This window comes from Rhodococcus sp. IEGM 1408, from assembly GCF_033142235.1.
GTDB lineage: Bacteria > Actinomycetota > Actinomycetes > Mycobacteriales > Mycobacteriaceae > Dietzia.
This window is the reverse complement of the sequence record NZ_JAWLRW010000004.1, coordinates 1-26,948: the sequence shown is the minus strand read 5'-3', so window position 1 is coordinate 26,948 and position 26,948 is coordinate 1. Positions and strand designations below refer to the sequence as shown.

20 protein-coding genes are annotated in these 26,948 nt (G+C 68.6%); 12 read left to right on the top strand and 8 right to left on the bottom strand.

Annotation, left to right across the window (positions count from 1 at the left end; translation table 11 throughout):
- Positions 1 to 9: 9 nt before the first annotated feature.
- From mfd to R4P08_RS07400, 6 genes are all read left to right on the top strand, one after another.
- Complete coding sequence (mfd, locus tag R4P08_RS07425) at positions 10 to 3,696, top strand: transcription-repair coupling factor (RefSeq protein ID WP_317813157.1); 3,687 nt, start codon at positions 10 to 12, stop codon at positions 3,694 to 3,696.
- Positions 3,697 to 3,925: 229 nt separating this feature from the next.
- On the top strand, positions 3,926 to 4,693 hold the full coding sequence (locus R4P08_RS07420; RefSeq protein ID WP_317813156.1) for a MazG nucleotide pyrophosphohydrolase domain-containing protein: 768 nt from the start codon (positions 3,926 to 3,928) through the stop codon (positions 4,691 to 4,693).
- Positions 4,694 to 5,055: 362 nt separating this feature from the next.
- Positions 5,056 to 6,708 (top strand): sodium:solute symporter family protein, encoded by a 1,653-nt coding sequence (locus R4P08_RS07415; RefSeq protein WP_411741178.1) that lies wholly within the window; start codon positions 5,056 to 5,058, stop codon positions 6,706 to 6,708.
- A 14-nt stretch (positions 6,709 to 6,722) separates the two neighbouring features.
- Positions 6,723 to 6,854: a putative transporter small subunit gene (locus R4P08_RS07410; protein ID WP_317813154.1), complete on the top strand. Its 132-nt coding sequence runs from the start codon at positions 6,723 to 6,725 to the stop codon at positions 6,852 to 6,854.
- A 202-nt stretch (positions 6,855 to 7,056) separates the two neighbouring features.
- Positions 7,057 to 8,466: a hemolysin family protein gene (locus R4P08_RS07405; RefSeq protein ID WP_317813153.1), complete on the top strand. Its 1,410-nt coding sequence runs from the start codon at positions 7,057 to 7,059 to the stop codon at positions 8,464 to 8,466.
- Positions 8,466 to 9,488 carry a hemolysin family protein gene (locus R4P08_RS07400; protein ID WP_317813514.1) on the top strand — a complete coding sequence of 341 codons (1,023 nt, stop codon included), beginning with the start codon at positions 8,466 to 8,468 and terminating at the stop codon, positions 9,486 to 9,488. The genes R4P08_RS07405 and R4P08_RS07400 overlap by 1 nt, the downstream gene beginning before the upstream one ends.
- Before the next feature lie 24 nt (positions 9,489 to 9,512).
- Here R4P08_RS07400 and R4P08_RS07395 read toward each other — a convergent pair whose 3' ends face one another.
- The 5 genes from R4P08_RS07395 to R4P08_RS07375 all read right to left on the bottom strand — a co-directional run bounded on the left by R4P08_RS07395 (position 9,513) and on the right by R4P08_RS07375 (position 14,057).
- Positions 9,513 to 10,913 carry an alpha-hydroxy-acid oxidizing protein gene (locus R4P08_RS07395; RefSeq protein ID WP_317813152.1) on the bottom strand — a complete coding sequence of 467 codons (1,401 nt, stop codon included), beginning with the start codon at positions 10,911 to 10,913 and terminating at the stop codon, positions 9,513 to 9,515.
- Between the two features lie 48 nt (positions 10,914 to 10,961).
- Positions 10,962 to 11,570, bottom strand: coding sequence for a GNAT family N-acetyltransferase (locus R4P08_RS07390; protein WP_317813151.1), 609 nt, complete (start codon positions 11,568 to 11,570; stop codon positions 10,962 to 10,964).
- A 16-nt stretch (positions 11,571 to 11,586) separates the two neighbouring features.
- Complete coding sequence (locus R4P08_RS07385) at positions 11,587 to 12,027, bottom strand: hypothetical protein (RefSeq protein WP_317813150.1); 441 nt, start codon at positions 12,025 to 12,027, stop codon at positions 11,587 to 11,589.
- Positions 12,024 to 12,731, bottom strand: coding sequence for a hypothetical protein (locus R4P08_RS07380; RefSeq protein ID WP_317813149.1), 708 nt, complete (start codon positions 12,729 to 12,731; stop codon positions 12,024 to 12,026). Before R4P08_RS07380 ends, R4P08_RS07385 begins: the two co-directional genes overlap by 4 nt.
- An 81-nt stretch (positions 12,732 to 12,812) precedes the next feature.
- Complete coding sequence (locus R4P08_RS07375) at positions 12,813 to 14,057, bottom strand: oxygenase MpaB family protein (RefSeq protein ID WP_317813148.1); 1,245 nt, start codon at positions 14,055 to 14,057, stop codon at positions 12,813 to 12,815.
- Positions 14,058 to 14,103: 46 nt separating this feature from the next.
- On the opposite strand from R4P08_RS07375, the gene R4P08_RS07370 reads away from it, so the two are divergent.
- Both R4P08_RS07370 and R4P08_RS07365 read left to right on the top strand, forming a co-directional pair.
- Entirely contained in the window at positions 14,104 to 14,697 is a 594-nt protein-coding gene (locus tag R4P08_RS07370; RefSeq protein WP_317813147.1) for a TetR/AcrR family transcriptional regulator, read from the top strand.
- Positions 14,698 to 14,810: 113 nt separating this feature from the next.
- On the top strand, positions 14,811 to 15,557 hold the full coding sequence (locus tag R4P08_RS07365) for a lytic transglycosylase domain-containing protein (RefSeq protein ID WP_317813146.1): 747 nt from the start codon (positions 14,811 to 14,813) through the stop codon (positions 15,555 to 15,557).
- 38 nt (positions 15,558 to 15,595) lie between these two features.
- On the opposite strand, the gene R4P08_RS07360 is transcribed toward R4P08_RS07365, so the two are convergent.
- Entirely contained in the window at positions 15,596 to 16,162 is a 567-nt protein-coding gene (locus R4P08_RS07360; protein ID WP_317813145.1) for a dihydrofolate reductase family protein, read from the bottom strand.
- A gap of 155 nt (positions 16,163 to 16,317) precedes the next feature.
- Between R4P08_RS07360 and R4P08_RS07355 the strand changes: the two genes are divergently transcribed.
- The 4 genes from R4P08_RS07355 (at position 16,318) to R4P08_RS07340 (ending at position 21,630) form a co-directional block, all read left to right on the top strand.
- The gene (locus R4P08_RS07355; RefSeq protein WP_317813144.1) at positions 16,318 to 18,129 is read left to right on the top strand and encodes an ABC transporter ATP-binding protein; all 1,812 of its coding nucleotides are present in this window, start codon (positions 16,318 to 16,320) and stop codon (positions 18,127 to 18,129) included.
- Between the two features lie 80 nt (positions 18,130 to 18,209).
- Positions 18,210 to 19,925: an ABC transporter ATP-binding protein gene (locus R4P08_RS07350; RefSeq protein ID WP_411741184.1), complete on the top strand. Its 1,716-nt coding sequence runs from the start codon at positions 18,210 to 18,212 to the stop codon at positions 19,923 to 19,925.
- Between the two features lie 486 nt (positions 19,926 to 20,411).
- Positions 20,412 to 20,822: a hypothetical protein gene (locus tag R4P08_RS07345; RefSeq protein WP_317813142.1), complete on the top strand. Its 411-nt coding sequence runs from the start codon at positions 20,412 to 20,414 to the stop codon at positions 20,820 to 20,822.
- Between the two features lie 259 nt (positions 20,823 to 21,081).
- Positions 21,082 to 21,630 (top strand): DUF2510 domain-containing protein, encoded by a 549-nt coding sequence (locus R4P08_RS07340; RefSeq protein WP_317813141.1) that lies wholly within the window; start codon positions 21,082 to 21,084, stop codon positions 21,628 to 21,630.
- Positions 21,631 to 21,770: 140 nt separating this feature from the next.
- Here the strand turns inward: R4P08_RS07340 and R4P08_RS07335 are convergent, their stop codons facing one another.
- Positions 21,771 to 23,546 (bottom strand): DEAD/DEAH box helicase family protein, encoded by a 1,776-nt coding sequence (locus tag R4P08_RS07335; protein ID WP_317813140.1) that lies wholly within the window; start codon positions 23,544 to 23,546, stop codon positions 21,771 to 21,773.
- A 457-nt stretch (positions 23,547 to 24,003) separates the two neighbouring features.
- Positions 24,004 to 26,493: a CHAT domain-containing protein gene (locus tag R4P08_RS07330; RefSeq protein ID WP_317813139.1), complete on the bottom strand. Its 2,490-nt coding sequence runs from the start codon at positions 26,491 to 26,493 to the stop codon at positions 24,004 to 24,006.
- Positions 26,494 to 26,948: the final 455 nt, after the last annotated feature.

Genomic DNA, 26,948 nt, shown 5'->3' with positions numbered 1-26,948 from the left:
CGAACCCGCGTGACCACCACTGCCACCAGCCCCACGACCGCCTCCCTCGTCGGGCTGGCGGGTGCGGTCGTCGCCAACCCGGCCCTGGCCGACCTGCGCGAGAGCCTCGACCGGGAGGCCGCGGTGGTCCGGTCGTCCGAGTCGCTGCGGCCCTTCCTGGTGTCGGCGTTGGCCGGGCGCGCGCCGCTGCTGGTGGTCACGGCCACCGAGCGCGAGTGTGAGGAACTGGCCGACGAGCTGGCAGGACTGTTCGACGACGAGGTGGCGCAGTTCCCCAGCTGGGAGACGTTGCCGCACGAGCAGCTCTCGCCCGCGGCCGACACGATCGGTCGCCGGCTGGAGGTCCTCAGCTCGGTGATGGCCGGACAGGCCCCGCGGATCATCGTCGCGGCGGCGCGGTCGGTGGTGCAGCCCATCTCTCCCGGGGCCGCCCGCCGGGAGCCGATCCGCTTGAGCCGGGGCGCCGAGCTGGACCCGGCGGTCCTGCTGGCGACGCTGACCGAGTTCGCCTACAACCGCGAGGACATGGTGGCCCGGCGCGGGGACGTGGCGGTGCGCGGCGGCATCGTCGACATCTTCCCGACCACGTCCGACCACCCGCTGCGCATCGAGTTCGACGGCGACACCATCGCCGAGATCCGCGAGTTCGCGGTGGCCGACCAGCGCTCGCTGCCTGAGGGTGAGGTCGAGGCCACGGTGGTCTACCCGTGCCGCGAGCTGCTGCTCACGGACGAGGTCCGCGCCCGCGCCGGAGAGCTGGCCGCCGTGCACCGGGGCAACCCGACGCTGGCCGAGCTGTTGGACTCGCTGGCCGAGGGCATCCCCCGCGACGGCATGGAGGCCCTGACCTCGGTGCTCGTGCCGGAGGAGATGGCCACTCTGCCGATGCTCATGCCCGAGGGCACCCGCGTGGTGGTGTGCGACCCGGACAAGGTCCGCCGCCGCGCCGCCGACCTGGCCCAGGCCGGTCGGGAGTTCCTCGAGGCCTCGTGGACTGCGGCCACGATGGGCGGCGACGCCCCGGTGGACAGCGAGACGCTGGACCTGTCGGGCTCCGGCTACCGCACCTTCTCCGCCGTCCGCGCGGAGGCCACCGCCGCCGGGCGGTCGTGGTGGCAGCTGGTCCCGCCGGGATTCCTCACCGACCCCGAGGACGGCGTCGTGGTGGACGCCCTCGCCGGCGACCCGCCCGCCCCGCGCGGCAAGGACTCGGAGATGGAGGCCATGTTCGTGCGGCTGCGCGCGCTGGTCTCGAGCGGCGGCCGGGCGGCGGTGGTGGTCCCGGGCCACGGCACCGTCGCGCGCGTACTGGAACGCCTGTCGGGGGCGGAGGTCCCGGCCACGGCCGCGCCGGCGGGGTCCGAGCCGGCAGCCGGCCTGGTGTCGGTGTACGAGGGGGTCCTGCACGGCGGGTTCACGCTCTCCGCCGGCGCTGGCGCCGCCGCGGACACTGCCGCCGATGGGGCATCCGACCACCTCGTCGTCGTCTCCGAGACCGACCTCACCGGCAACCGGCTCGGCGCCACCACGCGCCCCAAGGCGCGGCACTCCAAGCGCCGCAACCAGGTGGACCCGCTGGCGCTCAAGGCCGGCGACCCGGTGGTGCACGACCAGCACGGCATCGGCCGCTTCGTGGAGATGGTCGAGCGGCAGGTGCGCGGCGGCGACGGCTCGTCCCGGCGCGAGTACGTGGTGATCGAGTACGCGCCCGGCAAGCGCGGTGCGGCCGGCGACCGGCTGTACGTGCCGATGGAGTCACTCGGCCAGCTCAGCCGCTACGTGGGCGGCGAGGCGCCGACGCTGAGCAAGATGGGCGGCGCCGACTGGCAGAACACCAAGCGCAAGGCCCGCAAGGCCGTCCGCGAGATCGCCACCGAGCTGGTGCAGCTCTACGCCAAGCGCCAGTCCGCGCCGGGCCGCGCCTTCGGCCCCGACACCCCGTGGCAGCGCGAGATGGAGGACGCGTTCCCGTTCACCGAGACCGTGGACCAGCTCACCGCGATCGACGAGGTCAAGCGGGACATGGAGAAGACCGCCCCCATGGACCGCGTGGTGGTGGGCGACGTGGGCTACGGCAAGACCGAGGTGGCGCTGCGGGCGGCGTTCAAGGCCGTGCAGGACGGCACCCAGGTGGCGGTGCTGGTGCCCACCACGCTGCTCGCGCAGCAGCACCTGTCCACCTTCTCCGAGCGCATGACCGGCTTCCCGGTGACCATCAAGGGGCTCAGCCGGTTCACCTCCGACGCCGAGGCCAAGAAGGTGCTCGCCGGGCTGGCGGACGGCACGGTGGACGTGGTGATCGGCACCCACCGGTTGCTCGCGACGGCCGTGCGGTGGAAGCAGCTGGGTCTGGTGATCGTGGACGAGGAGCAGCGCTTCGGCGTGGAGCACAAGGAGCACATCACCTCCCTGCGCACGCACGTGGACGTGCTGACCATGTCCGCCACGCCCATCCCGCGAACGCTGGAGATGTCGCTGGCCGGGATCCGCGAGATGAGCCAGATCCTCACCCCGCCCGAGGAGCGGCTGCCCGTGCTGACGTACGTGGGCGCGCACTCGGACAAGCACGTCGCCGCGGCCATCCGCCGCGAGCTGCTGCGCGAGGGCCAGGTGTTCTACGTGCACAACCGGGTGCGGACCATCGACTCGGCCGCCGCCAAGATCCGCGACCTGGTGCCCGAGGCGCGCGTGGTGGTGGCGCACGGACAGATGGGGGAGGAGCAGCTCGAGCAGACCGTGGGCGGCTTCTGGAACCGGGACTACGACGTGCTGGTGTGTACGACGATCGTCGAGACCGGCCTGGACATCTCCAACGCCAACACCCTGATCGTGGATCGCTCCGACCAGCTGGGTCTGTCGCAGATGCACCAGCTCCGCGGGCGCGTGGGCCGCTCCCGCGAGCGCGGCTACGCCTACTTCCTCTACGACCCGGAGAAGCCGCTCACCGAGACCGCCTACGACCGGCTCGCGACCATCGCCCAGAACAACGACCTGGGCGCCGGCATGGCGGTGGCGATGAAGGACCTCGAGCTGCGCGGGGCGGGCAACGTGCTGGGCGCCGAGCAGTCGGGGCACATCGCCGGCGTCGGCTTTGACCTCTACATCCGTCTGGTGGGCGAGGCCGTGGAGGCGTACCGGTCGATCGCCGACGGCAAGACCGTCGAGGTCGAGGAAGAAGTGGGCGAGATCCGCATAGAGCTGCCCGTCGACGCCTACCTGCCCGTGGAGTACGTCGACGGCGACCGGCTGCGGCTGGAGGCCTACCGCAAGCTCTCGCAGGCGCGGGCGCCGGAGGACATCGACGCCGTGGTGGAGGAGCTGGTCGACCGCTACGGCCCGATGCCCACCGCGGCCCGCCGCGTGGTGTCGGTGTCGCGACTGCGGCTGGTGTGCCAGAAGTACAAGGTCCGCGAGATCGTGCTGGCCGGCAGCCGCCTGCGCGTGGGCCCGCTGGACCTGCTGGACTCCCAGCAGATCCGGCTCAAGCGCATGTACCCGGCCGCGCAGTACCGGGCCACGCAGAAGACCGTGTTGTTGCCGCTGCCCAAGGCCGCCGGCGCGCGCGCCGGTGCGGGCGGGGAGAAGGCGCGCGACGACGAGATGTTGCAGTACGCCGCCGACTTCGTCACCGCGATGGCAGGGGATCCCGAGGGGTCCTCGCCGGTGATCCAGCCGGAGACGGCGGCGGCCCGGTGAGCACCGCGCGATGAGCGCTGACCCGGGCGGCGCGCCTGACCCCGCGCCTGACCCCGCGCCTGACCCCGCGCCCGGCCGCGCGCCCGGCCCCGCGCCCGGCCCCGCGCCCGGTCCCCGTCGAGAAGAGCGTTCCGCACGAATCCACTCGGCGGATACGAGCGAAACAGTCTTCTCGACGGGGGCCAGGGAACGGTCGGCCGGTGACCGGCTGGCCGAGGCCGTCGAGGTGATGACCCGCATCCGGCGGGATGGCGAGTGGGAGTCCGCTCAGACCCACGCCTCGCTCCTGCCGTACCTGCTGGAGGAGTCGTGGGAGCTGGTCGACGCCGTGGCGGACGGTGACCGCGACGAGCTGGTCTCCGAGCTCGGTGACCTGCTGCTCCAGGTGCTGTTCCACTCGGCGATCGGTGCCGAGCGATCGCAGGGCGCGTTCGACATCCACGACGTGGCGGGGGCGCTGTTGGACAAGCTGCGCCGGCGCGCGCCGTACTGGTTTACTGAGGACACGGGCGCGACCGGTCTCGGTGCCGTGGGCCTCAATGCAGCTGAGCAGGACCGCCTGTGGCAGGAGGCCAAGGCCGCCGAGCGCGTGGGCCGCCCGCCCCGCGGGGTGGTGGAGGGCATCCCCTGGGACCTGCCCGCGTTGGCGTTGGGGCAGAAGGTCCTGGAGCGGGCCCGCTCGGCCGGGATCCCCGATGAGCTGGTGCCGGAGGAGATGCGGGTGGTCCGCGTGGATCCTGCGGGGCTGTTCCGCGAGCGTGCCGCCCGCGGCGGCGACTGTAGCGGCAGCGTCGGTTTCGGCGACGAGGTCGGGGACCACGACGCCCGCGGTGGCGACGGTTCCGGCGACGACTCCGGCTCGGCAGAGGTGGCGTACCGACAGACGGTCCGGCGCTTCGCCCAGGAGCTGCGCGAGGCCGAGTCCCGGCTCCCGGTCCCCGCAACCGACGCCACCCCTGCGCACTGGCGTGCCGCCTGGCCTGCCCGGCCCGCCTGATAGCTCTCGGCTCTCCGCGTCCGCGGGCGCACTTCCTTGCGGCTGCCCGCACGTTCTTGCGGAGTATCCGCTGCTAGGAGCGGCCTCGGCTACTTTCGGGCCGTTTGGGGTTTACCTCTAGAGGCGGCCCTGGATTCTGGCCTGAAACTCGGATTGAGGCCCCTGACGTTTAGCCGATCCGACAAATGTCGCTCCGCACCGATTCTTCGATAAGCCGTCTCACTCCCTATGCTCAGAAAGTTGGCACAACAAAATAAGAGTGAAAGGGACAGATGGAATTGCTCGGAAGTAACACTGCACTGAGCGCAACGGCTGTCGTATTACTCCTGTTGGTGTTCTATGGCGGCACCATGTACATGTCCATGCGGATCGCTCGCAAGGACGAGAACGCGGACAGTTTCATGACCGCCGGTCACCAGATCGGATTCGGGATCTCCGCGGCATCGATGACCGCGACCTGGATCTGGGCGTCATCGATGTACGCCTCGGTGAACTCCGGCTACCTCTACGGAATCTCGGGGCCGATCCACTACGGGCTCTGGGGCGCCCTGATGATCCTGTTCATCTACCCCTTCGGCAAGCGCATCCGCAAGGTCGCGCCGCAGGCGCACACCCTGGCCGAGGTCATGTTCGCCCGCCACGGTCGGTCCTCCCAGGTCATGCTGGCCGGATCCAACATCCTGGGTTCCGTCATCTCGTTGACGTCGAACTTCATCGCCGGCGGCGCACTGATCTCCATGCTCAGCCCGTTCAGCTTCATCCAGGGCGTCATCGTGATCGCCGCGGGCGTGTTGCTCTACACGCTGTGGTCGGGCTTCCGCGCGTCGGTCCTCACCGACTTCGCGCAGGTCGTGGCCATGCTCAGCGCTGTGATCATCATCGTGCCGTCGATGTTCTTCTTCCTCGGTGGCGTCGAACTGTTCACCACCGGCGCCGGCAACCTCACCCCGGAGCAGGGGTCCTTCTTCTCCTCGGACGCCTTCCTCAACCAGGGTGCGCCGTACATCGCCGCCGTCCTGGCCTATGCCATCGGTAACCAGACCATCGCGCAGCGGCTCTTCGCCGTGCGCGAGGACCTGATCAAGCCGACCTTCATCACCGCGACCATCGGTTACGGCGCGACGATCATCGGCATCGGGATGGTCGGAGTGCTCGCCCTCTACGCCGGTATCTCACCGGCTGGTGGCGACCCCAACAACCTGCTGCCGCAGGTGGCCGCCGAGTACCTGCCCGCCGGGCTGGTCGCCGTGTTCCTCATCATGATCATCGGTTCGCTGTCCTCCACCGCCGACTCCGATCTCGCGGCGATGTCCTCCATCGCGATGAGCGACGGGTACGGCCAGAGCATGCGCAGCCGCGGCAAGCTGCCCAACCCGCGCATGATGCTCACCGTCGGCCGGATCACCATGATCCTGGCGACGGTCGCGGCGCTGTTCTTCGCCAACATCAGGTTCAACATCCTCGACCTGCTGGTGTTCGTGGGCGCACTGTGGGGCGCCCTGGTGTTCCCGGTGATCGCGAGCTTCTACTGGAAGAAGGTCAACAACAAGGCCTTCACCATCTCCGTCCTCGCGGCGTTGGCAGTGTTCCTGCCCACCCGCTTCGGGTGGATCCCGGACACCGGCGTGCTGGCATATGGGATCGAACTGCTGGCGGTGGTGGGTGTCGGTGTGGTGCTGGGCCTGATGGTCTTCGGCTTCTTCGGGCTCCGGGTGGCTCTGGTGCTCGGCACGGTCGCCGCGCTTGTCAGCTCGCCGTTCATCTTCGGCTTCCTGCGTGACTACGACACCCTCACGGCCTCGCTGGTCGCGTACGCGGTGAGCACGCTCGTCTGCGTGGGTCTGTCGTTCCGCAGCTCGATGAACTTCGACTTCGACAAGATCGCGCTCCGCACCGCCGACTACGACACCGACGAGGTCGCCGAGGAGATGGCCGAAGCGCAAGCAGACGCCGTCGCCGTAGCCGCGGCGAGGACCGACAACAACAACGACGACGACGACGTCGTCCGCGTCTAGGAAGGGAACCGCACATGACACCGATTCTTCTCACGATCTATGTGCTCATCTGGCCCGTGATCGTGGCCGGCGTGCTCTTCGTGCTGGTCCGCGGCTTCGTCAAGGAGGCCGCCGAGGCCAAGCGTGATGGCGTGCCGATCATCTAGCCGCCGACTCTGCCGGTCGAGATCAGCCATACTCGGAGGGGACGAGTTCTCCTATTCCAGACCGGAGTGTGCGAAGTTCCCTGATGGGTACCCCCTCGAGAAGGCCCGGGTCGTGTGACGACCCGGGCCCGAGCTGCTTTTTGCCCGGTTCCCACCACCGGGATCGCCGGTGGGCCGATCTGCACCGAGGGCGGGTGAACCGATGGTCACGACGATCCTGACGCTGCTTCTGGGAATACTGGCGATCCTGGCCATCATCGCGGTGAACGGCTACTTCGTCGCGCAGGAGTTCGCCTACATGTCCGTCGACCGGAACCGGCTCAAGGCCAGGGCCGAGGCGGGGGATGTGGCGGCGCAGCGTGCGCTCAAGGTCACGCAGCGGACGTCGTTCATGCTCTCGGGTGCCCAACTGGGCATCACGGTCACCGGACTGCTCGTGGGTTACGTGGCCGAACCACTGGTCGGCGAGTCACTGGGGACGCTGTTGGGCGGAGTCGGCGTCCCGGCCGCGGTGAGCATATCGGTGGGTACCGTGATCGCACTGGTCGCCGCGACCGTCGTACAGATGATCTTCGGGGAGTTGTATCCCAAGAACCTGGCGATCGCCAGCCCCGAACCCCTGGCACGCCGTCTGGCCCGCTCCACCACCATCTACCTGACCGTGTTCGGCTGGCTCATCGTGGTGTTCGACCAGGCCGCCAACCTGCTGCTGCGTCTCGTCGGCGTCACGCCCGTCCACGATCTCGATTCCACTGCCACGGCGGAGGACCTTGATCGGATCGTCGCCGACGCCCGCAGCAGTGGTGATCTGCCCGAGAACCTGGCGGTCCTCATCGACCGGATCCTGGACTTCCCGGATCGCACGGTGGAGCACGCGATGATCCCCAGGCCTCAGACCAGCGTGGTCGCACCCGAGGTCACCGTCGGCGAGATCCGGGCGATGATGGCCACCGGGCACACGCGGTATCCGGTGGTCGACGCCGACCAGGAGCCGGTGGGGATCGTCCAGTTGGCGGACCTGCTGCGCGCGGGTGCTGATGACGCCTCGGCGGTGTCAGAACTGATGCGGCCCCCTGTGGTGGTGCCCTCGTTGATGTCGCTGCCGGACGCCCTGTCGACCCTGACCCGGTCCGGAACCCAGCTCGCCGCGGTGGTCGACGAGTACGGGGGCTTCGCGGGAGTGGTGACGATCGAGGATCTCGCGGAGGAGCTGGTCGGCGAACTCACCGACGAGCACGACGCCCGGTTCGAGTCGGTGATCGCCGTCGAGGAGGACGGCAGCTGGCGGATGGACGGAGACGTGCACGTCGACGAGGCGGAGCGGGCCCTCGGGCGCCAGCTCCCGCACGGCGACTACGAGACGATGGCGGGTCTGGTGATCGCGACCCACGGAGAGCTGCCCGAGGTGGGGCAGACGGTGACCGTGGTTCTGCCGATGGACCCCCGGGAAGTGATCACCGAGCACCCGGAGCAGGTCGCGGTGGAGATCGAGGTACTCGAGGTGGCACGGCTGGTTCCCAGCGAGTTGAGGTTGACGCTAGCGACAGCGGAGAGTGATCCTCTCGATACGGGCGAACCCGGCGGGTCCTCGGAGAAGGGTGGTGCGCTGTGATGGACAACCCCCTGGCCGTCACGGCCATCACGGCCGCGCTCATCGTCCTGAGCGCATTCTTCGTGGTGATCGAGTTCGCGCTCCTCGGTGCTCGTAAGCACCGGCTGGAGAAGGACGCGGAGACCAGCGCCTCCGCGCGTGCGGCACTGCGCGGGATCCACGAGCTGACCATGATGCTCGCCGGGGCCCAGTTGGGCATCACGGCGTGCACGTTCGCCTTGGGCGCGGTGACCAAGCCCGCTGTGGACTCCTGGCTCGGGCCGACCTTTGCCTCGTGGGGTGCGCCGGACCAGCTCGCCGGCGGTGTGGCGTTCGGTCTCTCCCTGCTGTTCGTGACCTTCCTGCATCTGGTGGTGGGGGAGATGGCCCCCAAGTCGTGGGCCATCGCCCACCCGGAGTTCGCCGCGAAGCTCATCGGGATTCCCGCCAGGGGATTCATCTGGGTGTTCCGACCGTTGTTGAGCTGGGTTAACGCGGTGGCCAACCGTCTGGTCTCGGCCAGCGGCGTCACCCCCGTCGAACGCGCTGCCGTGGGCGGGCAGGACGCGGACACCATCCGCCAACTCGTGGAACACTCCGCCGAGGCCGGCGCCCTCGACCAGTCCTTCAGCTCCCCTTTGGCCGGGGCGCTCGGGCTGGAGGACCTGGACGTCGGGGCGCTGGTCGACACCTCCAGGAAGCCGACGGCGGTCCCGGCCGACGCCACCGTGGCACAGGTCCACGAGGCCGCCGCACGGACCGGCCACATGCGGATACTGGTCCTGGACTCCGAAGCGCCGGTGCCGTCGGTGGTGCACGTCCGCGACACCCTGATGGAGCCGGACCACAGCCCGGTGCTTCCGCTGACCCGACCGGTGATGGTGCTCGACATCCGGACACCGGTGTACGAAGCACTGGGTGCCGCCCGGGAGCAGAGCGAGCAGCTGGCCGCGGTGATGGACCAGGGTCGGTTCGTCGGCGTCATCACGATCGCCGACATTCTCAAGCACCTCCTGCCGGAGGATGCCGAACCCACCCGCTGACCGAGGAACGGGGTCGTGGGCGCCTCACGCCAGGAGCGAGGCGCCCACCTCGTTCCACGAGCTCGCGCCGCACAGCGACAGCGTGAGGTCGATCTCGGCGAGCAGGTTGTCCAGCACCTCGCCCACGCCCTGCTGCCCGGCGATCGCCAGACCGTAGAGGTGCGGACGGCCGATCGTCACCGCATCGGCGCCGCACGCCATGGCCTTGACCACATCGGTCCCTGTGCGGATGCCGGAGTCCAGCAGCAGCGTCGGCTCCGGGCCGACGGCGTCGCGGATCGCCACGAGCGCGTCGAGGGTGCCGATCGACCCGTCCACCTGACGGCCTCCGTGGTTGGAAACCATGACGGCGTCGACTCCCATGTCCAGGGCCCGCCGGGCGTCGTCGGGATGCAGGACGCCCTTGAGGACGATCGGCAATCGGGTCCGGTCCCGCAGGGTGGCGATGTGGTCCCAGCTCAGTGCCGGGTTGGAGAACGTGTCGAGGAACGTCTGCACGGCGGCGCGGGTCTCGGGGGCGCGGAGGTTCTGCCGCAGTGAGCCCGGGTGGTTGCGCGCCATCTCCAGCAGCGTGAGGGCCGCCTTGGGGGTGACCTTGACTGCATCGGCCCCGGCACCCGCTCCGGCCCCGGCCTCGGCCCCGGCCTCGGCCCCGGCGCCCGCTCGGGCCTCGCGCGCCACCCGCTCGGCCACCATCTCGGTGAAGCGGGGGTCCGAGGTGTATTGCGCGATCCCGACCCCGCGCGTGAACGGCAGTGATCCGAGGTCCAGGTCCCACGGCCGCCAGCCGAGCGTGGTGGTGTCCAGGGTGACGACCAGAGCTCCGGCGCCGGCGGCCTCCGCCCGGGAGATGAAGCTGTCGACCAGTTGCTCGTCGCTGCTCCAGTACAGCTGGAACCAACGTGGGGCGTCCTTCATCGCGCGGGCCGTCTCCTCCATCGGCGAGGAGCCCTGCGAGGAGAAGATGTACGGCAACCCCCGCTGTGCGGCGGCCCGGCCGACCGCCAGGTCGGCGTCACGGCGGACCAGCCCGGCCGCGCCGATCGGTGCGACCAGAACGGGAGCGGGGAGCTTCTGACCGAGCACTGTGGTGGACAGGTCGCGCTGCGAGGTGTCGCGGAGCATGCGCGGGACGAGTCGGCGCCGGTCAAAGGCCTCGCGGTTGGCGGCCATCGTCGCCCCCGACCCGGCTCCGCCGTAGATGTAGGCCCAGGCCTTCCTCCCGCCGGGCCGGCGCAGTAGGGCGCGGCGGGCGGCGGCTTCGAGCTTCTCGGCGCCGGTCGGCACCGCGGGGGTGAGGCCGGAGACGCCAGCGCGGTAGATGACGTTCTGCCGCGCCCGGCCGAGGGTGGCGGTAGGGGTGTCCGCGGCGGGAGGGCGTGTGGCGGGGCCGTCTGTGGCGGGGGTCACGAAGTCTGCCGTCATACGGGTGAGAGTACTGAGCGACTCGGGTGTCCCTGTCTGGAGCCGGTTCTATCCCGCCCTGGCGCCGGAGTGGCGGATCATGGCCGTGGAGGAGTGGTCGGGCTCGGTGGCGATCGACCCCACCGCTTCGAAGCCGAATCGCTCGTAGAGGCGCCGGCTTCCGGAGGTGGTGGATTCGAGGAACGCCGGCTCGGCCCCGGAGTGGTCGATGAGTCCCAGACGGTGCTCGAGCAGGGCTGATCCGACGCCTTTGCCGCGAGCGGAAGGTCCGGCGCCGATATCGCGGAGGTACCAGTGCGGCCCGGTGGGCCGGTAGGACTCGACGGCGAGGGTATGCCTGGCACCTCGGCCGCCGGGGAGTCTGCTCAGGAACCGCGACGTCGCCCGCCGGGCCGTTCGGCGGGCCGCGGTCAGCCCGCCCGCGCGCTCGGGCGGCGCCCACAGCAGCGCACCGACCAGGCGGCCGTCGTCCATCGCCACGTCGACGCGCTCGGGATGACGACGCACGCGGCGCCGGTAGTACCTCGCCAGCTTCTCCGGTCTGGTGGCCGGGTCGGGGAGGAACTGCGCCCAGGTCGGGTCGTCGCGGAAGGCGTCGCCGAGAACCCTGCCGATGGCCGGTGCATCGGCGACGGTCGCGGTGCGGATCGTCAGCATGCGTGTCTCCTCGTGGTCAGTTGATCGCGTGTAGGACGGTCAGGCCTGCGGCCCCGCACGCCGCCGCGACGAGCAGCGAGGCGAGCGTGCCGATGATGAACCGCTCGCTCACCGCCGGGTTCTCGCGGAGCTCGGGGTAGCGGCCCAGGGCCTTGATGGCCACCACGACCGCGGCGAGTTCGAAGCGGCCGGCGAGGATCGCCGCCGTGAGCCCCACGCGTTCAAGGATGCCGATCCACATCCCGCCGCGCAGGACCTCGCGGACCTGCGGCTCCGGGTGCTCGCGCCGCTGGACCACGGGAGTGCGCGCGTCGCCGGTGACCTCGACCGTCGGGGGCGCCGGTACGCGCGCCGAGCGCAGCACGAGCGAGGCGATGGGGGAGCCCAGCCCGGCGGAGGCGATCAGGCTCAGCGCCACCACTATCGCGATGGGGATCCACTCCGGCCAGGTGCTCACGGCGTCGCCCCCGTCGCCGCGGCGTGGGCCCCGGACAGGAGCCTGTCCAGTGCGGGGTAGGCGGCCCGTTCCTCGCGGATGCGCGACAGCTTGAGGGCCCCGGTGACCGAGGCGGGGGCGATGCTCAACTCAGCTGCGGCGGCGGTCTGCGTGTCAGAGGTGTCGACCACGTCGACGACCCGCCACTGGGCCTCGGTGCGGTGCAGGACCAGCGGGGCGACGAGCGCCCACACCGCCTCGCAGTCCGCGGCCCACGCGGGTGCAGAATCCTCGGCAATACCGCCACCGGCCCCGGACCCGGCCCGACCACCGGCGGCTCCGCGTTCGGCCCTGCCGCCGGCGTCGGCGGGCACGCGCACCGCGACCGAGCCCGGCAGCCCCTTGGCCGCCTCCACCGCTCGGCGCGCGGCCAGATAGGCGGGCCCGCGGCCGGCCCGGGTGCCGGTGGAATAGGAGTCGTCGTCGACCTCTCCGGCCCCCACGCCGCAGTGCCACTCGCCCTCGCGGAGGGCGATGAGCAGCGCGGACCGCACGGCGGCGGGGTCGTCGAGGAGGCCCTGGACCTCATCCCCGGCCGTGCGGTCGAACGCGGACACACAGGGAACGCCCGCCAGCGCCTCGAGGAGACGCGGCACCCGGTCCTCGGCGCGGCGGCTGTGCCGCTGGTCGATCGTCACCACGTACATGAGGCGATCGTGCCACATCCCGCCGACATGAGGTGAAAATGCCTAATAGCGACAAATTAGCCGAAAACACCTAATGCGGCGATGTGAGGTGGCGGCGCCTCACGCGGCGGCGGGTCGGCCGATGTCGGGCTCGGCGTCGCCGAAGGTCTCCTTGCGCTCGCGCGCGCGGACCTTCTCTCCCCACGACTCGAGCCGGGCCCGGCCCCACGGGGTCCGGTAACGCAGCCCGTTGAGGGCCACCAGGTAGGCGTGCGCCCACGGCGGCCGGACGGGCAGGCCGAACTCGCGCATGGATTCGCGGCCCAGGAGCACGGTGAGCATGCTCAGCAGCCGCTCGTGGCCCACCCGCGCGCGCACCCCGGGGAACAGGCCGCCACGGATGCGCTGGCGCTGCGCCTCGACCAGCGCCTGGGTCAGTTGCGGGCCCGCCTCGCTGAGGCCGGCCTGGGCCAGGAGCACGTGATAATTGATCCGATGCCGGTCACGTTCGCGCTCGACCAGGAAGTCGTCGTCGACCCCCAGCAGCCATCCCACGTAGCGCCACACGTGCATGACGTCGGCCGAGTCCTGCTTGCTCACCGGCACCCCGAGGGTGCGCACGCCCAGGAGCACCACGGCGTCGAAGAGCCCGAGGGTGGCGGCCAGGTCGCTCTGGTTGATCGGCAGCCCCCAGCGCTCGGTGTCCCAGCGCGGCTCCATGGCGTTGTTCACCACGGCGTGCATGGCCCGCACGTGCGCGGTGAGCCGCCACGACTCGCCGCCCGGCCGGAGCCCGTCGGGGATCGAGAGCGACATGGTCCAGTGGCTGGTCTCGGCCAGCCGCCGCAGGGTGGTGTCGCCGGTCAGTCCGCCGGTGGACACCAGCAGGTCGGTGGGGCCGCCGAAGCGGTAGCCGCCGATCAGCGAGAGCTGCAGCAGGATGTCCGCTGCGTTCTGGCCCAGGCGCAGGTACACCTTCTGGCCGCGGGCGATCTGGTCCCAGTCCACCCAGTCCGGGGTGTCCTCGAGCCGGGCGAGGTAGTCGCGCAGCACCTGCGGGGCGTCGTCGGGCAGACCCGCCGACCCGCTGGTGAGGGCCTCGTCGAGCTGGCGGCGGCTCACGGCCCCGGGTTCGCCGGAGCGCAACCGCATGGCCCGGGCCAGCTCGGCGCCGGGCTCGTCGCGCTCGAAGTAGGCGCGGCCGAGGCGGTCCATGAGTTCCTCGTCCACCTGGTCCACGCGGGCGATGTGCTTGAGGGCGCGGCCGATGCGACGGGAGCGGTCCTCGGCCTCGCGGTATCGGGTGGGATACGGGGTGGTGATGGCGTCACGCTCAGGCGCTGGGTTCACAGGGGCCGTGGTCATGGGGGTAACTATGACGCGAGTATTTACTCGCATACAATTCGCGTTCATGAGAAAGGTTCCCCAGCAGGCGCGATCCCGGGCGATGGTCGAGCGGATCGTGGAGGCCGCTCGCATCGTGCTCGTGCGCGACGGTTACGAGGCGTTCACCACCAACCGCGTGGCCGACGAGGCGGGCGTCAGCCCGGGCTCGCTGTACCAGTACTTCCCGGACAAATCAGCGCTGGTCACGGTGGTCATGGACCGCTGGTCGGCGGAGATCTCCGACCGGGTGGCGGCCTCGCTCGCCGGCGCCGGCCCGGTCGACGTGCAGGACCCGGGGACGGTCCGGGCGATTGCCGACGCGCTGTTGACCGCGTTGGAAGCGGACGCCGGACTGCTGCGGATCGTCTGGGAGGAGCTGCCCGCCGTGCGTCACCGGGCTGCGCAGCGCGCGCTGGAGTTGCGGGTGCGCGAACTCCTGGCCGTCTACCTCTCCGCCGCGGGGGTCACCGCCGCGGACCCCGCCGCGCGGGCGTGGGTGATCGTCATGGCCGTGGAGAACGTGGCCGTGCGCTGGGTGCTCGACCAACCGCGGATCAGCCGCGAGGCCATATTGAACGAGTTCAGCGCGCTGGCCGGGGGGTATGCCCGCCGCGGTTGAGCCCACCGCGGTTGAGCCCGCCGCGGTTGAGCCCGCCCGGGTGAGCCAGCGCGGCCGAGTTCAGGGCAACCCCCGAGGCGCCGATCGCCACGGTTCGGGCAATATGGCACTCGATGACCATTCACCCTCGCCGCGGCACCGCCGTCGTGCTGTCCCTCGCCGCGGCCGTGGTCGCCTCCGCCTGCTCGTACGGCCCCACCCGCGAGGCACCGACCCCGATCCCGCCCGGCATCCCGCCCGCTGCCGGAGCGCCGGTCCCGGCCGTTGACATCGTCGCCCCCGGACGGACCTCCGACCAGCTGCGGCCGTGGGCGTCGGGCATCAACGAGCAGATGAACATCCCCGTGGCCGCGCTCGCGGCGTACGGCAACGCCGCCGAGACCATGCGGCAGACCCAGCCCGAGTGCAACCTCGCCTGGACGACCCTGGCCGGGATCGGGCACGTGGAGACGCGGCACGGTCGGTACCGGGGTGCCTCGCTGAGCGACGACGGCTACGCGCTGCCGCCGATCATCGGGATCAAGCTCGACGGATCGCCGGGCTTCGCCGACCTCCCCGACACCGACGGCGGCCAGTGGGACGGCGACACCGAGCACGACCGGGCCGTGGGGCCGATGCAGTTCATCCCCGAGTCGTGGCGCAAGTACGGGCGCGACGCCAACGGCGACGGCGGGGCTGATCCCAATCAGATCGACGACGCCGCCGTGGCCTCCGCCCGGCTGCTGTGCGCGAGCGGGGGAGACCTGTCGCAGGCAGAGAACTGGCAGCGGGCGGTGTTGGCCTACAACGCCTCGCGGGAATACGTCATGGACGTGCGCGATGCGGCGGCGGCGTACTCGGTGGGGACGACGGCGCCCTAGCCGTACCTAGCCCTAGCCGTACCTAGCCCTAGCCGCACCTAGCCGCGAGACGCCGGCCGGTAGCGCAGGGCGACGGACCCGGAGCGGAAGTCGTGCCGGTCCACGAGCTCGAGTCCGATGCGCTCGCGCAGGCCCGCCATGAGGGTGGGCCCGTGTCCGGCGAGGACGGGCTGCACCACGAACTCGTACTCGTCGATCAGCCCCAGGTCCGCCAGCGCGAGAGGCAGCGTCACGCCGCCCACCCACAGCCCCTCGCCCGGTTGTTCCTTGAGCTCGCGGACCGCCCGCTCCAGGTCGCCGCGCACCAACTCGGCGTTCCAGTCGGCCCGGTCCAGGGTGCTCGACACGACGTGCTTGTCCGTCCGGTCGATGGCCTCGGCGAACGGGATCTCCCACTGCTCCATCCAGTCCGGCCACCGGCCCGACTCCGGCCGGCGCCACGCCGACTCCATGAGTTCGTAGGTGACCCGGCCGAACAGCAGGGCGTCGGCGCGCTCCATCTCCGCGGTCCAGAACCGCATCGACTCCTCGTCGGGCATGACCCCGGCCTCGTGGTGGACGCACCCGTCGAGGGTCACGTTGATCGAGTAGCGCAGTGGTCTCATCGCTTCGCCCCCCGGCTCGAGGCATCCCGACGGTGCCTGCAGACCAGGTTGAATCTAACACCGCCGCGAGGTGACCGCGATGGGCAAATCGGCTGCTGGCATAGAGTCGGCGGGGCCCACAGGCAGGCAACACTCACGGCGGGAGCCCCACCCACATGTCAGCACCGACGCTGTCATCACCAACACCGACGCGCCGGCACGCCGCGGACGCCCCAGCCACGGCCAACGGGCTCCTGCTCCGGGCGCTCGGCCGACGACGCCGCCTGGTGGTCCCCGGTCTGGTGCTGATGACGCTGTGGCAGCTCTGCGAGGCGCTGGTCCCCATCGCGATCGGCGTGATCGTCGACGTGGCGATCATCCCTCTCGACGCGTGGGCGCTGCTGTGGTCCGTCCTCGGCCTGATCGTGCTGTTCACCGTGCTCAGCCTCGGCTACCGCTTCGGCGCCCGACTCAGCAACCGGGCCCTGCAGGAGGAGGCGCACGACCTGCGGGTCGAGGCCACCCGGGTCCCGCTCACCCGGCGCCGCGCCATGGACTCCGCGAGCTCGGGGGACGTGCTGTCCGTCTGCTCGGCGGACGCCGACGTCGCGGCCCTGGTCTTCCGGCAGGTCGCCCTGGGCGGGTCCGCGCTCATCGGCATCGTCGGGATCTCGGTCTACCTGCTGTGGACCGACCTGCTGGTCGGGCTCATCGTCCTGATCGGCGTCCCGCTGAGCCTGGTCCTGGTTGCCCTGCCCAGCCGCGCCATCTCCCGGCACAGCACCGCCCAGCAGGCCGCCATCGGGATGGCCAGCAGCCGAGCGACCGACATCATGACCGGCCTGCGCGTGCTCAAGGCCGGCGGCGGGGAACGCTGGGCCGCCGAGCAGTACCGCGACGCCTCCCGCCTGGCCGCCGACGCCGGCATCGTCACCGCCGAGCGCTCGGGGCGGGTCCAGGGCATCGGGTCGCTCGGCATGGCCGCGGTGCTGGCGCTGGTCCTGCTGGCCGCCGGCTACCGGGTCCTGGCCGGGGAGATGGAGATCGGCACCCTGATCTCGGTGGTCGGCGTGGCCGTCTTCTTTGAGGAACCCGTGCGCCTCATCACCGCGATGGTCAGCATCTTTGCCCGCTCCCACGGCGCCGCGCAGCGCCTGGTGGACCTGCAGGCCTCGGCGCCCGTCGACGACTCCGGCACCGAGGTCCCCGCCGGCTCGCACCTGCAGATTCGCGCGCTGCAACTCCCCGACGGCCGGGAACTGGACCTCGAGGTGTCGGCGGGGGAGGTGGTCGCGCTGGTGGCCGACCAGCCCGCCGCCGCCGACGCGCTCACCCTGGCGATGGCAGGCCACAGCGACGAAGCCGACGCCGTGCTGGTCGGTGGGCACAAACGGAGCACCCTGCTCCCGGCCATCGCCGACCACCTCGTCGTCGTCCCCCACCGGGTGGACCTGTTCGTGGGCACCATCCGCTCCAACATCGCCATGCGCCACGATGGTGCCGATCAGAGTGGTGCCGATCGGGACGGTAGGAGCGACGGCGCCCGTTACGACGGCGACGGTGCGAGCCACGACGACGACGACCTGATTTCCGACGAGGTCCTGCGGGCGTCGGCCGTCGCGGAGATCGTCGAGCACCTGCCCGACGGGCTGGACCACGTGGTGCGGGAGGGGGGACGCAACCTCTCCGGCGGCCAGCGCCAGCGGATCGCGCTCGCCCGCGCCCTGCACGCCGACCCGGACGTGCTGGTGCTCCACGAGCCCACCAGCTCCGTGGACGCCGTCACCGAGTGGGAGATCGCCCAGGCCGTGCGCCGGCTGCGCGCCAGCCGGCCGGGGCAGACGACGCTGATCGTCACCTCCTCGCCCCCGTTCCTCGCGACCGCCGACCGCGTGGTCCACCTGCCCCGGAGCGGCCAGATTCAATCCGGCTCCCACCTCGAGCTGCGCGAGTTGTCAGCCACCTACCGGACGGCGGTCGACCGATGAGCAGCACCGACACGAACATGGCCGACACCACCACGACCGAGACCGCGGCCGCGGCGCCGGACAACCCCGGCGCGCTTCCCATGGCCACCGGCCGCGAGTCCCTCGCCGTGCTGATGCCGCTGCTCCGCGAGCGCCGCGGCTACCTGGCCCTGGTCTGCCTGACCGGCTTCGTCGCCTCGGTCGCGGGACTGGTGGCGCCGTGGGTGATCGGCTGGTTGGTCGACGTCCTGCCCGGGAGCCAGGACTACACCTCGGTGTGGGTGGGCGCGGGGGCGATCGCGGTGGCCGGGATCGTGGGCGCCGGCTGCACCTGGGCGGGCGCGGCCTGGCTCGCCCGGCTGACCGAACCGACCGTCGCGCGTCTCCGCGAGCTGGTGCTGGACCGCTCCCTGCGGCTGGGCGCCGCGCAGATGGAGACCACCGAGACCGGCGACCTGGTCTCCCGCGTCGCCGAGGACGCCCGCGAGATCAGCCAAGCCGCCACCGCGGTGGTCCCGCTGGTGGTGCAGTCGCTGTTCACGGTGATCGTCTCCGGGGTCGGCCTGGCCACGGTCGACTGGCGACTGGGATTGGTGGGCCTGGTCGCTCTACCGATGTACTGGACCACGCTGCGCTGGTACCTGCCCCGATCTGGTCCCGTCTACGCCGCTGAGCGGGCCGCGTTCGGCACCCGCGCCAGCCGACTCCTCGGCGGCATCACCGGATCCCGGACCCTGCACGCCTACGATGCCCAGGCCTCCGAGATGGACCGGATCACCGCCGCCTCCGCCCGGGCGCGGGACCTGTCGATCCACGTCTTCTACTTCGTCACCCGCGCCTTCAGCCGGAACAACCGCGCCGAGGTCACGGTCCTCGGGCTGCTGCTGGTCGTCGGGTTCCTCCTCGTCGACGCGGGCACGATCACCGCCGGCGCCGTGACCACCGCCGCGCTGCTGTTCCACCGACTGTTCAACCCGATCGGCGCTTTAGTGGGCATGGTCGACCAGGTGCAGTCCGCCGGCGCCTCCCTGGTCCGGATGGTCGGCGTGATTACCATGCCGGTGCCCGACCGCACCGCGACTCCGCAGCCCGGCCCCCTCGAGCTGGTCGGCGTCTCGCACGCGTACGGCGAGGGCGCCCCCGCTTTGATCGACGTCGACCTGACCCTCGCCCCCGGCGAGGTGGTGGCCGTGGTCGGGTCCACCGGCGCCGGCAAGAGCACCCTGGCGCTGGTCGCCGCTGGCTCGCTGGTCCCCACCCGCGGGAGCGCCCGCAAGGGCGGCGTGCCGCTGACCGACGTCGACCCGCTCGCCCTGCGGCAGAGCATCACCATGGTCTCCCAGGAGGTCCACTCCTTTGCCACCACCGTGGCCGAGAACGTCCGGGCGCCCCGCCCCGAGGCCAGCCTGGACGAGGTGCGCGCGGCCTTGCGGACGGTGGGGGCGGACTGGGTCGACGACCTGCCCGAGGGCATCGACACCGTGATCGGCGAGGGCGGGCACCCACTCGACCCCATGCAGAGCCAGATGATCGCCCTGGCCCGCGTGGAGCTGGCCGACCCCGACGTGGTGATCCTCGACGAGGCCACCGCCGAGGCCGGGTCCGCCGGGGCCCGGCGGCTCGACGCGGCGGCCGCTGCCGTGCTCAAGGGCCGGGCCGGTCTGGTGGTGGCCCACCGGCTGAGTCAGGCCGCGGCCGCCGACCGGATCCTGGTGATGGACCGCGGCCGGATCGTTGAATCCGGCACGCACGACGAGCTGCTGCGGACGGACGGCCGGTACGCCGAGCTCAGTCGGGCGTGGTTCGGGGGAGTGTGACGACTGGCCGCTTGGGGGGTCCGCGGAGACTTCGGTTTCCGTTCCTGGGATGGCCGAGAACGCAGCGGCGCACAGGAGAACGTGGTCAGGTCCAGGCCGAGGTTGAGCTTGATAGGCAGTGCGGCAGTGGGACCGAGCGAGCCGCTGAGCCGGCCCCAGAGTCTCAAGACAGGACAAATTACAACGACGACAACGCCGCCGCAATCCCAGCCGAGTCAGTTCCATCGGTTCGCCGGTTGCGCGATCTCGCGCCGCCAGAGCTCGACACCCCGTCGGACAGTTAACCGGCAGCGGATCATAGTGAAAGTTTCCCACTTAGCGCTGCTACCATCTGAGAGGCTCTCAGCTTCGTCACACCTGCCGGCGACGAGCCAGACCTCCAGTGTGACTCCAGACGGATCCGCGCTGCGAACGACATACCGTTCAATAATCCACCACCACTGCCAATTTTGGCGAGAGGGCCAATGCCTTATGAAAAGAACTCCGATGATCATGATGATCAGCGCAGTAGTCCTACTTGTCGGGATCGTCGGACTATTGGTGGGCCTCTTCCTGCCAAAAACTGCAGACTTACCACGTGAGCAGTACAGCGATGATGCGACGCTCGAATGTGGGACCTTTTTCAATCCGAAGGAGTTCGAGCGCATTCGAATTGAGGAATTCGTAGATTTCGACGTTACTGGCAACCCATACGCGCAAGAACTAAACCGGAGCCTCGGCCAATCACGAATCGATCACACAGAACGGTGTATCGAAGCCACCAAATTCGGGTTTGCCGAGACGCTATCCGTGATAGCCATCCTAGCTGGGTCCGCAGGACTCGGATACGGCGCCTACAACCTGTTTCGACTCAAGGAAGCGCCGCAGGAGGATAACGAAAACACTATAAACGTGTGAATTAGTTATGAGCTCCGCTGCTGTGATCCATTCGTCAGCGGTCCCCATTAGCCTCGCTCGCCCTCCCGCCAGACGTGCGCTATCTCATTCAGCGTAACATGCGCGTAAACGCGCGGCCCACTGCGAAGCACACGCGTACTTGGTGGAATGGTAAGAACGCACCTCGATATATCTCTTTGCACCGCCTGAAGAAAGGCTGTTCGTAGTGGACTTACTGAGCGAAGATTGGAATCGGCCCGGGAGACACATCCAGGGCCCGTTGTACAAGGCTTCGACCCTGAATCTGATCGGTCTCCTGCTCGGCGCGTTGCTGCTTGTGATCTCGGCCTTCTATGCGCTCTCGTCAGTTGAAGCCGAGAGTGATAGTGAGAACACCCTCTATTGCGGGTCGCTCGCACAACCGGCTCCCAAGCAGAGTGCGGATACGTCGTTTCATGCGGAAATCTTGGGATATCAGAGCAGGACAGCGAGTAGTGCTCCAGAGAACGAACTCGAGTGCATCTTCGCGAGGAGCAGGAACTCCGGTCCGGCATGGGTCAATGGGCTGATCGGCATGGGCCTCCTCGGCACCGCCGTGCTTTTCATCCGTGGACGGGATCCGGAAGAGAACGTATGGGGGCGGCTTACCCGCGGACAATCCGCCCGGCCGGTCGGCCACGCGCAGTCGCAGACGGCCGGCCAGCAGCCTGCCGGGTGGTACTTGGATCAGGCCGACCCCACGCTCGTCCGGTGGTTCGACGGTAGTCAGTGGACCGCCGCCACCTTGCCGAAGTCAGAACAGTTACCCGAAGCAGGGCCCGTCAGTTAAAGGGGAATCGGGCATCCGCCCGACCAGGCTCCCGGCGCGGCCTCGACCCGCGCCGATCAGCGACGTGGAGCAACTGCCAACGGCGCTGCGACCACGCAGCGGGGCCGATGCAGTTCATCCCCGAATCGTGGAGAGGTGTCCTAGCTGAGTTCGTCGGCCAGTCGAACCGCGGGGATCCAGTCGATCCCGAACACCCGGGCCACCTCGGCAAAGGTCGATGCGTCCGCATCGGTGCTGGTGGCGGAGGCGATCAGGCGGGACAGCATCACCGTCCCGGCCTGCTCCTCGATCGTGCCGGCCGCCGCCAGGAGCGACCAGGAGCAGACCTGGTTGTTCCGGTGCGCGCGGCCCATCGTCTGTTCGGCCAGGAGTCCCGAGTAGCGAGCCTGGTGGAAGAAGCCCCTCCGCGGGGTGGCGGTGGCAAACGAGCCGTCGGCGAACTGCTCGCGCGCCTGCAGGTTGATCGCGGTGGGCGTATTGAAGACCACCACCGGCGCCTGGCCCCGCTGGAACCGCATCCGCTCGGACTCGGCCTGCGGATTCGAGCCGTAGATCCGCGCCACCGGGATCCCGTCCGCCTCGAGCATCTCGGCCACCGGGTGCGCGGCCGTGGACACCATCTCGGTAGCGATCAGCACCTGGTAACCCCGCTCGAGTTCGGCCTTGGCCGCCGCCACCGTGTGCTCGACCCGGATCATCGACGCCTTCTGGCGCAGCCTCACCAGCGCGGCAAGGCCTCGGGCGACGTTCTTGCCCGTCCTCGCCAGCTGCATCTCTCGCTGGAAGTCGCCCCACTGCAATTCGTAGGCCCGCCATTGGTCCGGGGTCAGCTCCACCAGGTCCACGTCGAAGGGCGGCGGTCCCCACGGCGCCGACCGGTTGAGCATCAGCGGCGGATCGTGCCGCAGCAGGATGTCGCGCACGTCGCCGATGGCGGACTGCTGCGTCTGCAGCGACTCCTTGGCCTCTGCGGTCCACGTCCACTTGCCGTAGGAGGTCTCCAGCGGCACGCCCCTCTCGGCCAGGGCCCGCCCGAAATCCGCCCACCGGGCAGGTGGATCGCCGTGTACCTGCGCATACAGCGACGACAGGTAGCCCCATTCGCCCGGGTGATGGCCCGGGGTGGCGGTGATCGTCAGCACGAACGGGGCCTTGTCGTGCGGCGCGTCCATGCGGGTCAGTCGCCGCATGTAGCTGGTGCGCTTGCTGTTGAACCGGAATTGGTGAGCCTCGTCGATCACCGCGACGTCGACCTTCAGCCGCGGGCGCCCGTTTCGCGCCATGAGTTTGCCCAGGCTGTCGGAGGACATGACGATCCAGCGCAGGTCGTCGTCGCCCAGACCGGCGATGGTGCGACGCCACGACGGGATGGTGATCCGGGCCGGCCTGTCAACCGTCACCAGGATCGTGCGTGCCCCGCGCATCTCCGCGATGGACTTTGCCGCAGCCACCGCCACCAGCGTCTTGCCGGTGCCCACATCGTTGGCCAGGTGGACCTGCCGGATCTCGCGCCGGGCGGCCGAGGCGATCGCCTCCACGTCCGCGCGTTGCTCCGGGCGCAGCGTCATAGGCGCGGCAGTCGCGCCCGGGCCCGTGCTGCCGTTTAGCTCGTCCTCGAGCCACCGCAGATAGGAGTAGGGCTTGCTGGCATAGGGCTGCAGTGGGCTCGGCAGGGACGTGCCGACGTAGGCGTGCGCGGTGAGGGACTTGTAGTAGGTGACCCCAGCCGGTTGCCCGCCGTCCAGTCCACCCCACGGGAGCTCCAGCAGCCACACCTGCTGGCCGGGAGGGATCGACGGGACCGCCGGCGCCGCGCTGGGGCGCTTCTTGGTAGACGTCGTCTTTGTCGCCGACGTCGCCCGCGTAGAGGTCGTCCTGCGCTTGGTAGTGGCCTTGCGCGAGGACCGGGCCGCCATCAGTCGTCTCCGCCGTGGCGGGCGGTGACGAGGGCGGGAAATTCCACAACGTTCTCCTGGATGGTCTTGGCGGGGTCGGGCTTACTCTAGGGGCCGGGTACGTCACCGCCAGGGTGAGCCGGTGCCAGGGCGCCTAAGGGGAGGGCAGGTAGCCGGCGTGGGCGAGAAGCCGCGAGTAGGGACGGGGCTCGGGTTCGATGATGACGACGACGACACCGACCCGCCGCGGCCGGATCTCTGGCCACAGGCCTGGTGGCAGCCGGGCACTACTAAACCGCCAGCATCTAGTCGATCAAGTCGCGATAGGTTCGGCGGGCCTTCATTGCGTGGATGACCTCACGGGTCCGGTCGGCGTAGCGCAGTACGACCATTTCAATGACGCGGGCCATATCCATCGGCTTGCGATATTCCCACGAGGCCCGGTAACTACGCGGTGACAGCAAGCGACGGGCGCCGCCTATCGAGCACCCGTTCCGAAGCTCGAACTATCGACGCCCACGAGGCCAAAAGCTGCCCAGTCGACAAACGAGAAGGCCGGAACCGAGTTGTCTGGAGGGACTTGGTCAAGTCCGAACTCATGTCCTAACTGTCGCAGATCCCTGTTGGTCGCGCGCCTGGTATCGCCCATGGCTGCGGCGTAGGCCGCGATAAATACTTCGGATGAAGTGGGGTCCGAGGCCGTTGATAGATGGCCATAAAAGCGACTCGCGAAGTAGAACGCGGGCGGGTCCCATACCGGCCAGGTAGTACCTATTGCAGTCTCGGCACCGGCGTAGTACGTCGCAGTCTGAATACTCAGCATCTCGTCTTGTTGAACGAAATTTTTCGCAAGGCCCGACTCGCAGGAGCCAAAGAATGCCAAGCCGCACGAACAATTAAGGTCAAGGATGTTTGCCACGGAAACCGGACCGTTATACGTGACAAGTGCGGAGTCTTTCGGGTCCATTCCGGCAGACGAGTGGCCTGTGAAATGGAATATTCCGCTCGTTCGCAAGTGGTCCGAAACGACGCTCTGGGTAGCGTCGCCCCCCGCAACGTGGAGCTTCGAGCCGAGCGCGTCCTGTATAAGCTGCGCCTCGTGCTTCGACCACGCCAGGGGATCTAGCCCCGGCACGTCGCTCGCACTTGCGACAAATACTGTCCTCCGAGGATTGCCGGCGCGATTCACCTCAGAATTCCGCATCGCGATTGTGCGGGATGGAGCAGAAGTCACCTGCTTGCGCTGTTCGGTAAGGTCGTCGCCCAGCTTCCCACATGCCCAAATCGGGAACGCCTGGTAGAAGCCGCCAGGCATCAGAACCACTCTGCTCCTGCTCTGCTCGCTTATAAAATCCCCCAGCGGCCGAAACAGTGACGCGACTTCATCAACTAGTCGGACGATCTGAGGACGCTTTCCGCGCCCTGGATCCGTCAGATCCATACCTCCAAGCTTGTGGAAGTATGGCAAAATCGTCTTCCCCGATAGATCCCTAAACTCCATTCCGCCATACGAATCTCCGTTGCGAATAACGACATATGACGCGGTTGGACTGTGTGTCACATGCACCCACGAAACGTCATCCACTTGGCCGCTGTGGGCCATGGGATCCTCGGACCACGAGCGGGACGAATTCAAGCCGCGCGAGTTCTCGAGGATATGAAACGCGATTTCCCATTCGCCCAAGTGGGCCATTTCACAGGCTGTCAGGCGGAACGTCATCGGGTTCCGCTCGAGGAGCCCAGAAAGCTGCCCAGGAGTCCAGGAACTCCGGAAGGTTACGATGCACTCAGAGACTCGCTTCAGCAGTTCGCGGTATCTATCTTGCTCGTCTGCCTTCGCCTCCGAATTTCCCCCGATAAACCGAGCGGCGTATATGAAATACAGCTCGTAATCGCCTCGGTGCCATAGCGAATCTAGGGCATCCCATGGCGGCAAAGGGTCGCCATGCAGTAGGGACAACTTGCCCCTCAAAGCGAAGATCTTTAGTTTGAGTTTGCTGTTAGATCGGGGGCTAGCTTCCACGAACTTCTCGGCACGGGCCAGCCTATCCTCTAGTCTTTCGACCGCAGCCGCACCCTCTCGAAGTGCGTCCACTTCGGTCGGAACCCAACTCGGCGTCTGATCAAAGCCCAGAAGTGGTGGATTTACTCGGAGAACGTTGCAGTACTCGCCCGCCTCTAGACCGCTAGGGTTCGTCGGGCCCGATTGCCGAGCAAAAGCCTCCGCATCCATGCGACGCATAGCGTTAATGGCTTCGTAATCTAGCCAGGACTCAAGGGTATCAATGACGTTGATGTGATAGGCGGACCTGAAGTTGACAGGTTCACCTGGGTTCTTCCTGAAGACTGCAAAACCACGGTCAAGCCCCTTGAGGATATGCCCATAATTTGCTCGCCTATCCGGCTCACGCTTTAGTGGAAGCGCCATGCGCTGAGCAAGTGCGAGGTTCATCTGAGAGTATGCCCAGTCCACGGAGTTTTTTTCCCGCATAGAAATGGTCTTGCGGCAAAGCTTGTCCGCTTTTGCAATTTCCGCCTGGTCGAAGTTGTGCAACTCCATTAAGCAAAGCGCTGCGTTGGTGTACTCAATTGCTTCGGTCTTTCGGTCTCGCCGGTTGCGCGCGTCTTTGGCTAGTTCTTCGAACAGACGACTCGCATGCCGCCTGCATTCGTCCCTGTTAGGGGCAATCATCCTGCCTATAGCATGGGCGAGAAGACTCTTAGTCTCGTTTACTTGTTCGTCCATACCCAGGGCGCTCGTCATGCGGTAGCACTCACCGAGAAGCCTCGCCGCTTGCATCGCTGCCTCGACGGAGACCGTGGCGCTTATCAGCCTCCGGGCTTGGTCCATTCTGGACTTTCCGAGTCGGAGTACATCGACTTCGGTCAGTCCGCCAATCTGAGCCTCGGATCCGGCGGATTCGAACGTCTCGTGAACACGGGCGATAATGGTGACTGTCTGGCTCACACTGGCTCCCAATCTGCTCTGGGTCCTCGCCATTCAGGAATTAGCGGCTAGAGGTAGGAGTCTATTACTGGCCCAAACGCCCCGGGTGTTATTGGTATAAAGTCGCAACGATTTTTTGCTGCAACTGGATGGCGTGTGGTAACGGCACCGACCCTGTGGAGGTGGGCCGTAAAACGCGGCCCACCTCCACGCGGTCAATCAGATCCGTACTTTGGGGGACCTGTCCGCTAGATGACTCACGAAGTGCATCCCTGACTTGGACCCCTTGATTCGGCAATTTCTCTGGTAGCCGGACTTGCCGCTCCGGTCCTTGTTGAACTTGTCAGGCGACTTCGTGGTGTCTCACTTGGTGCAAGGGATTAGTCCCTCGCCAGTAGCTTGAACCGCCCCAGGTTTCCCGCCGCATCCTTTTCGAGTCGAGGAGGATGGCTGCATGCCGAAGAAGATCGATCCCG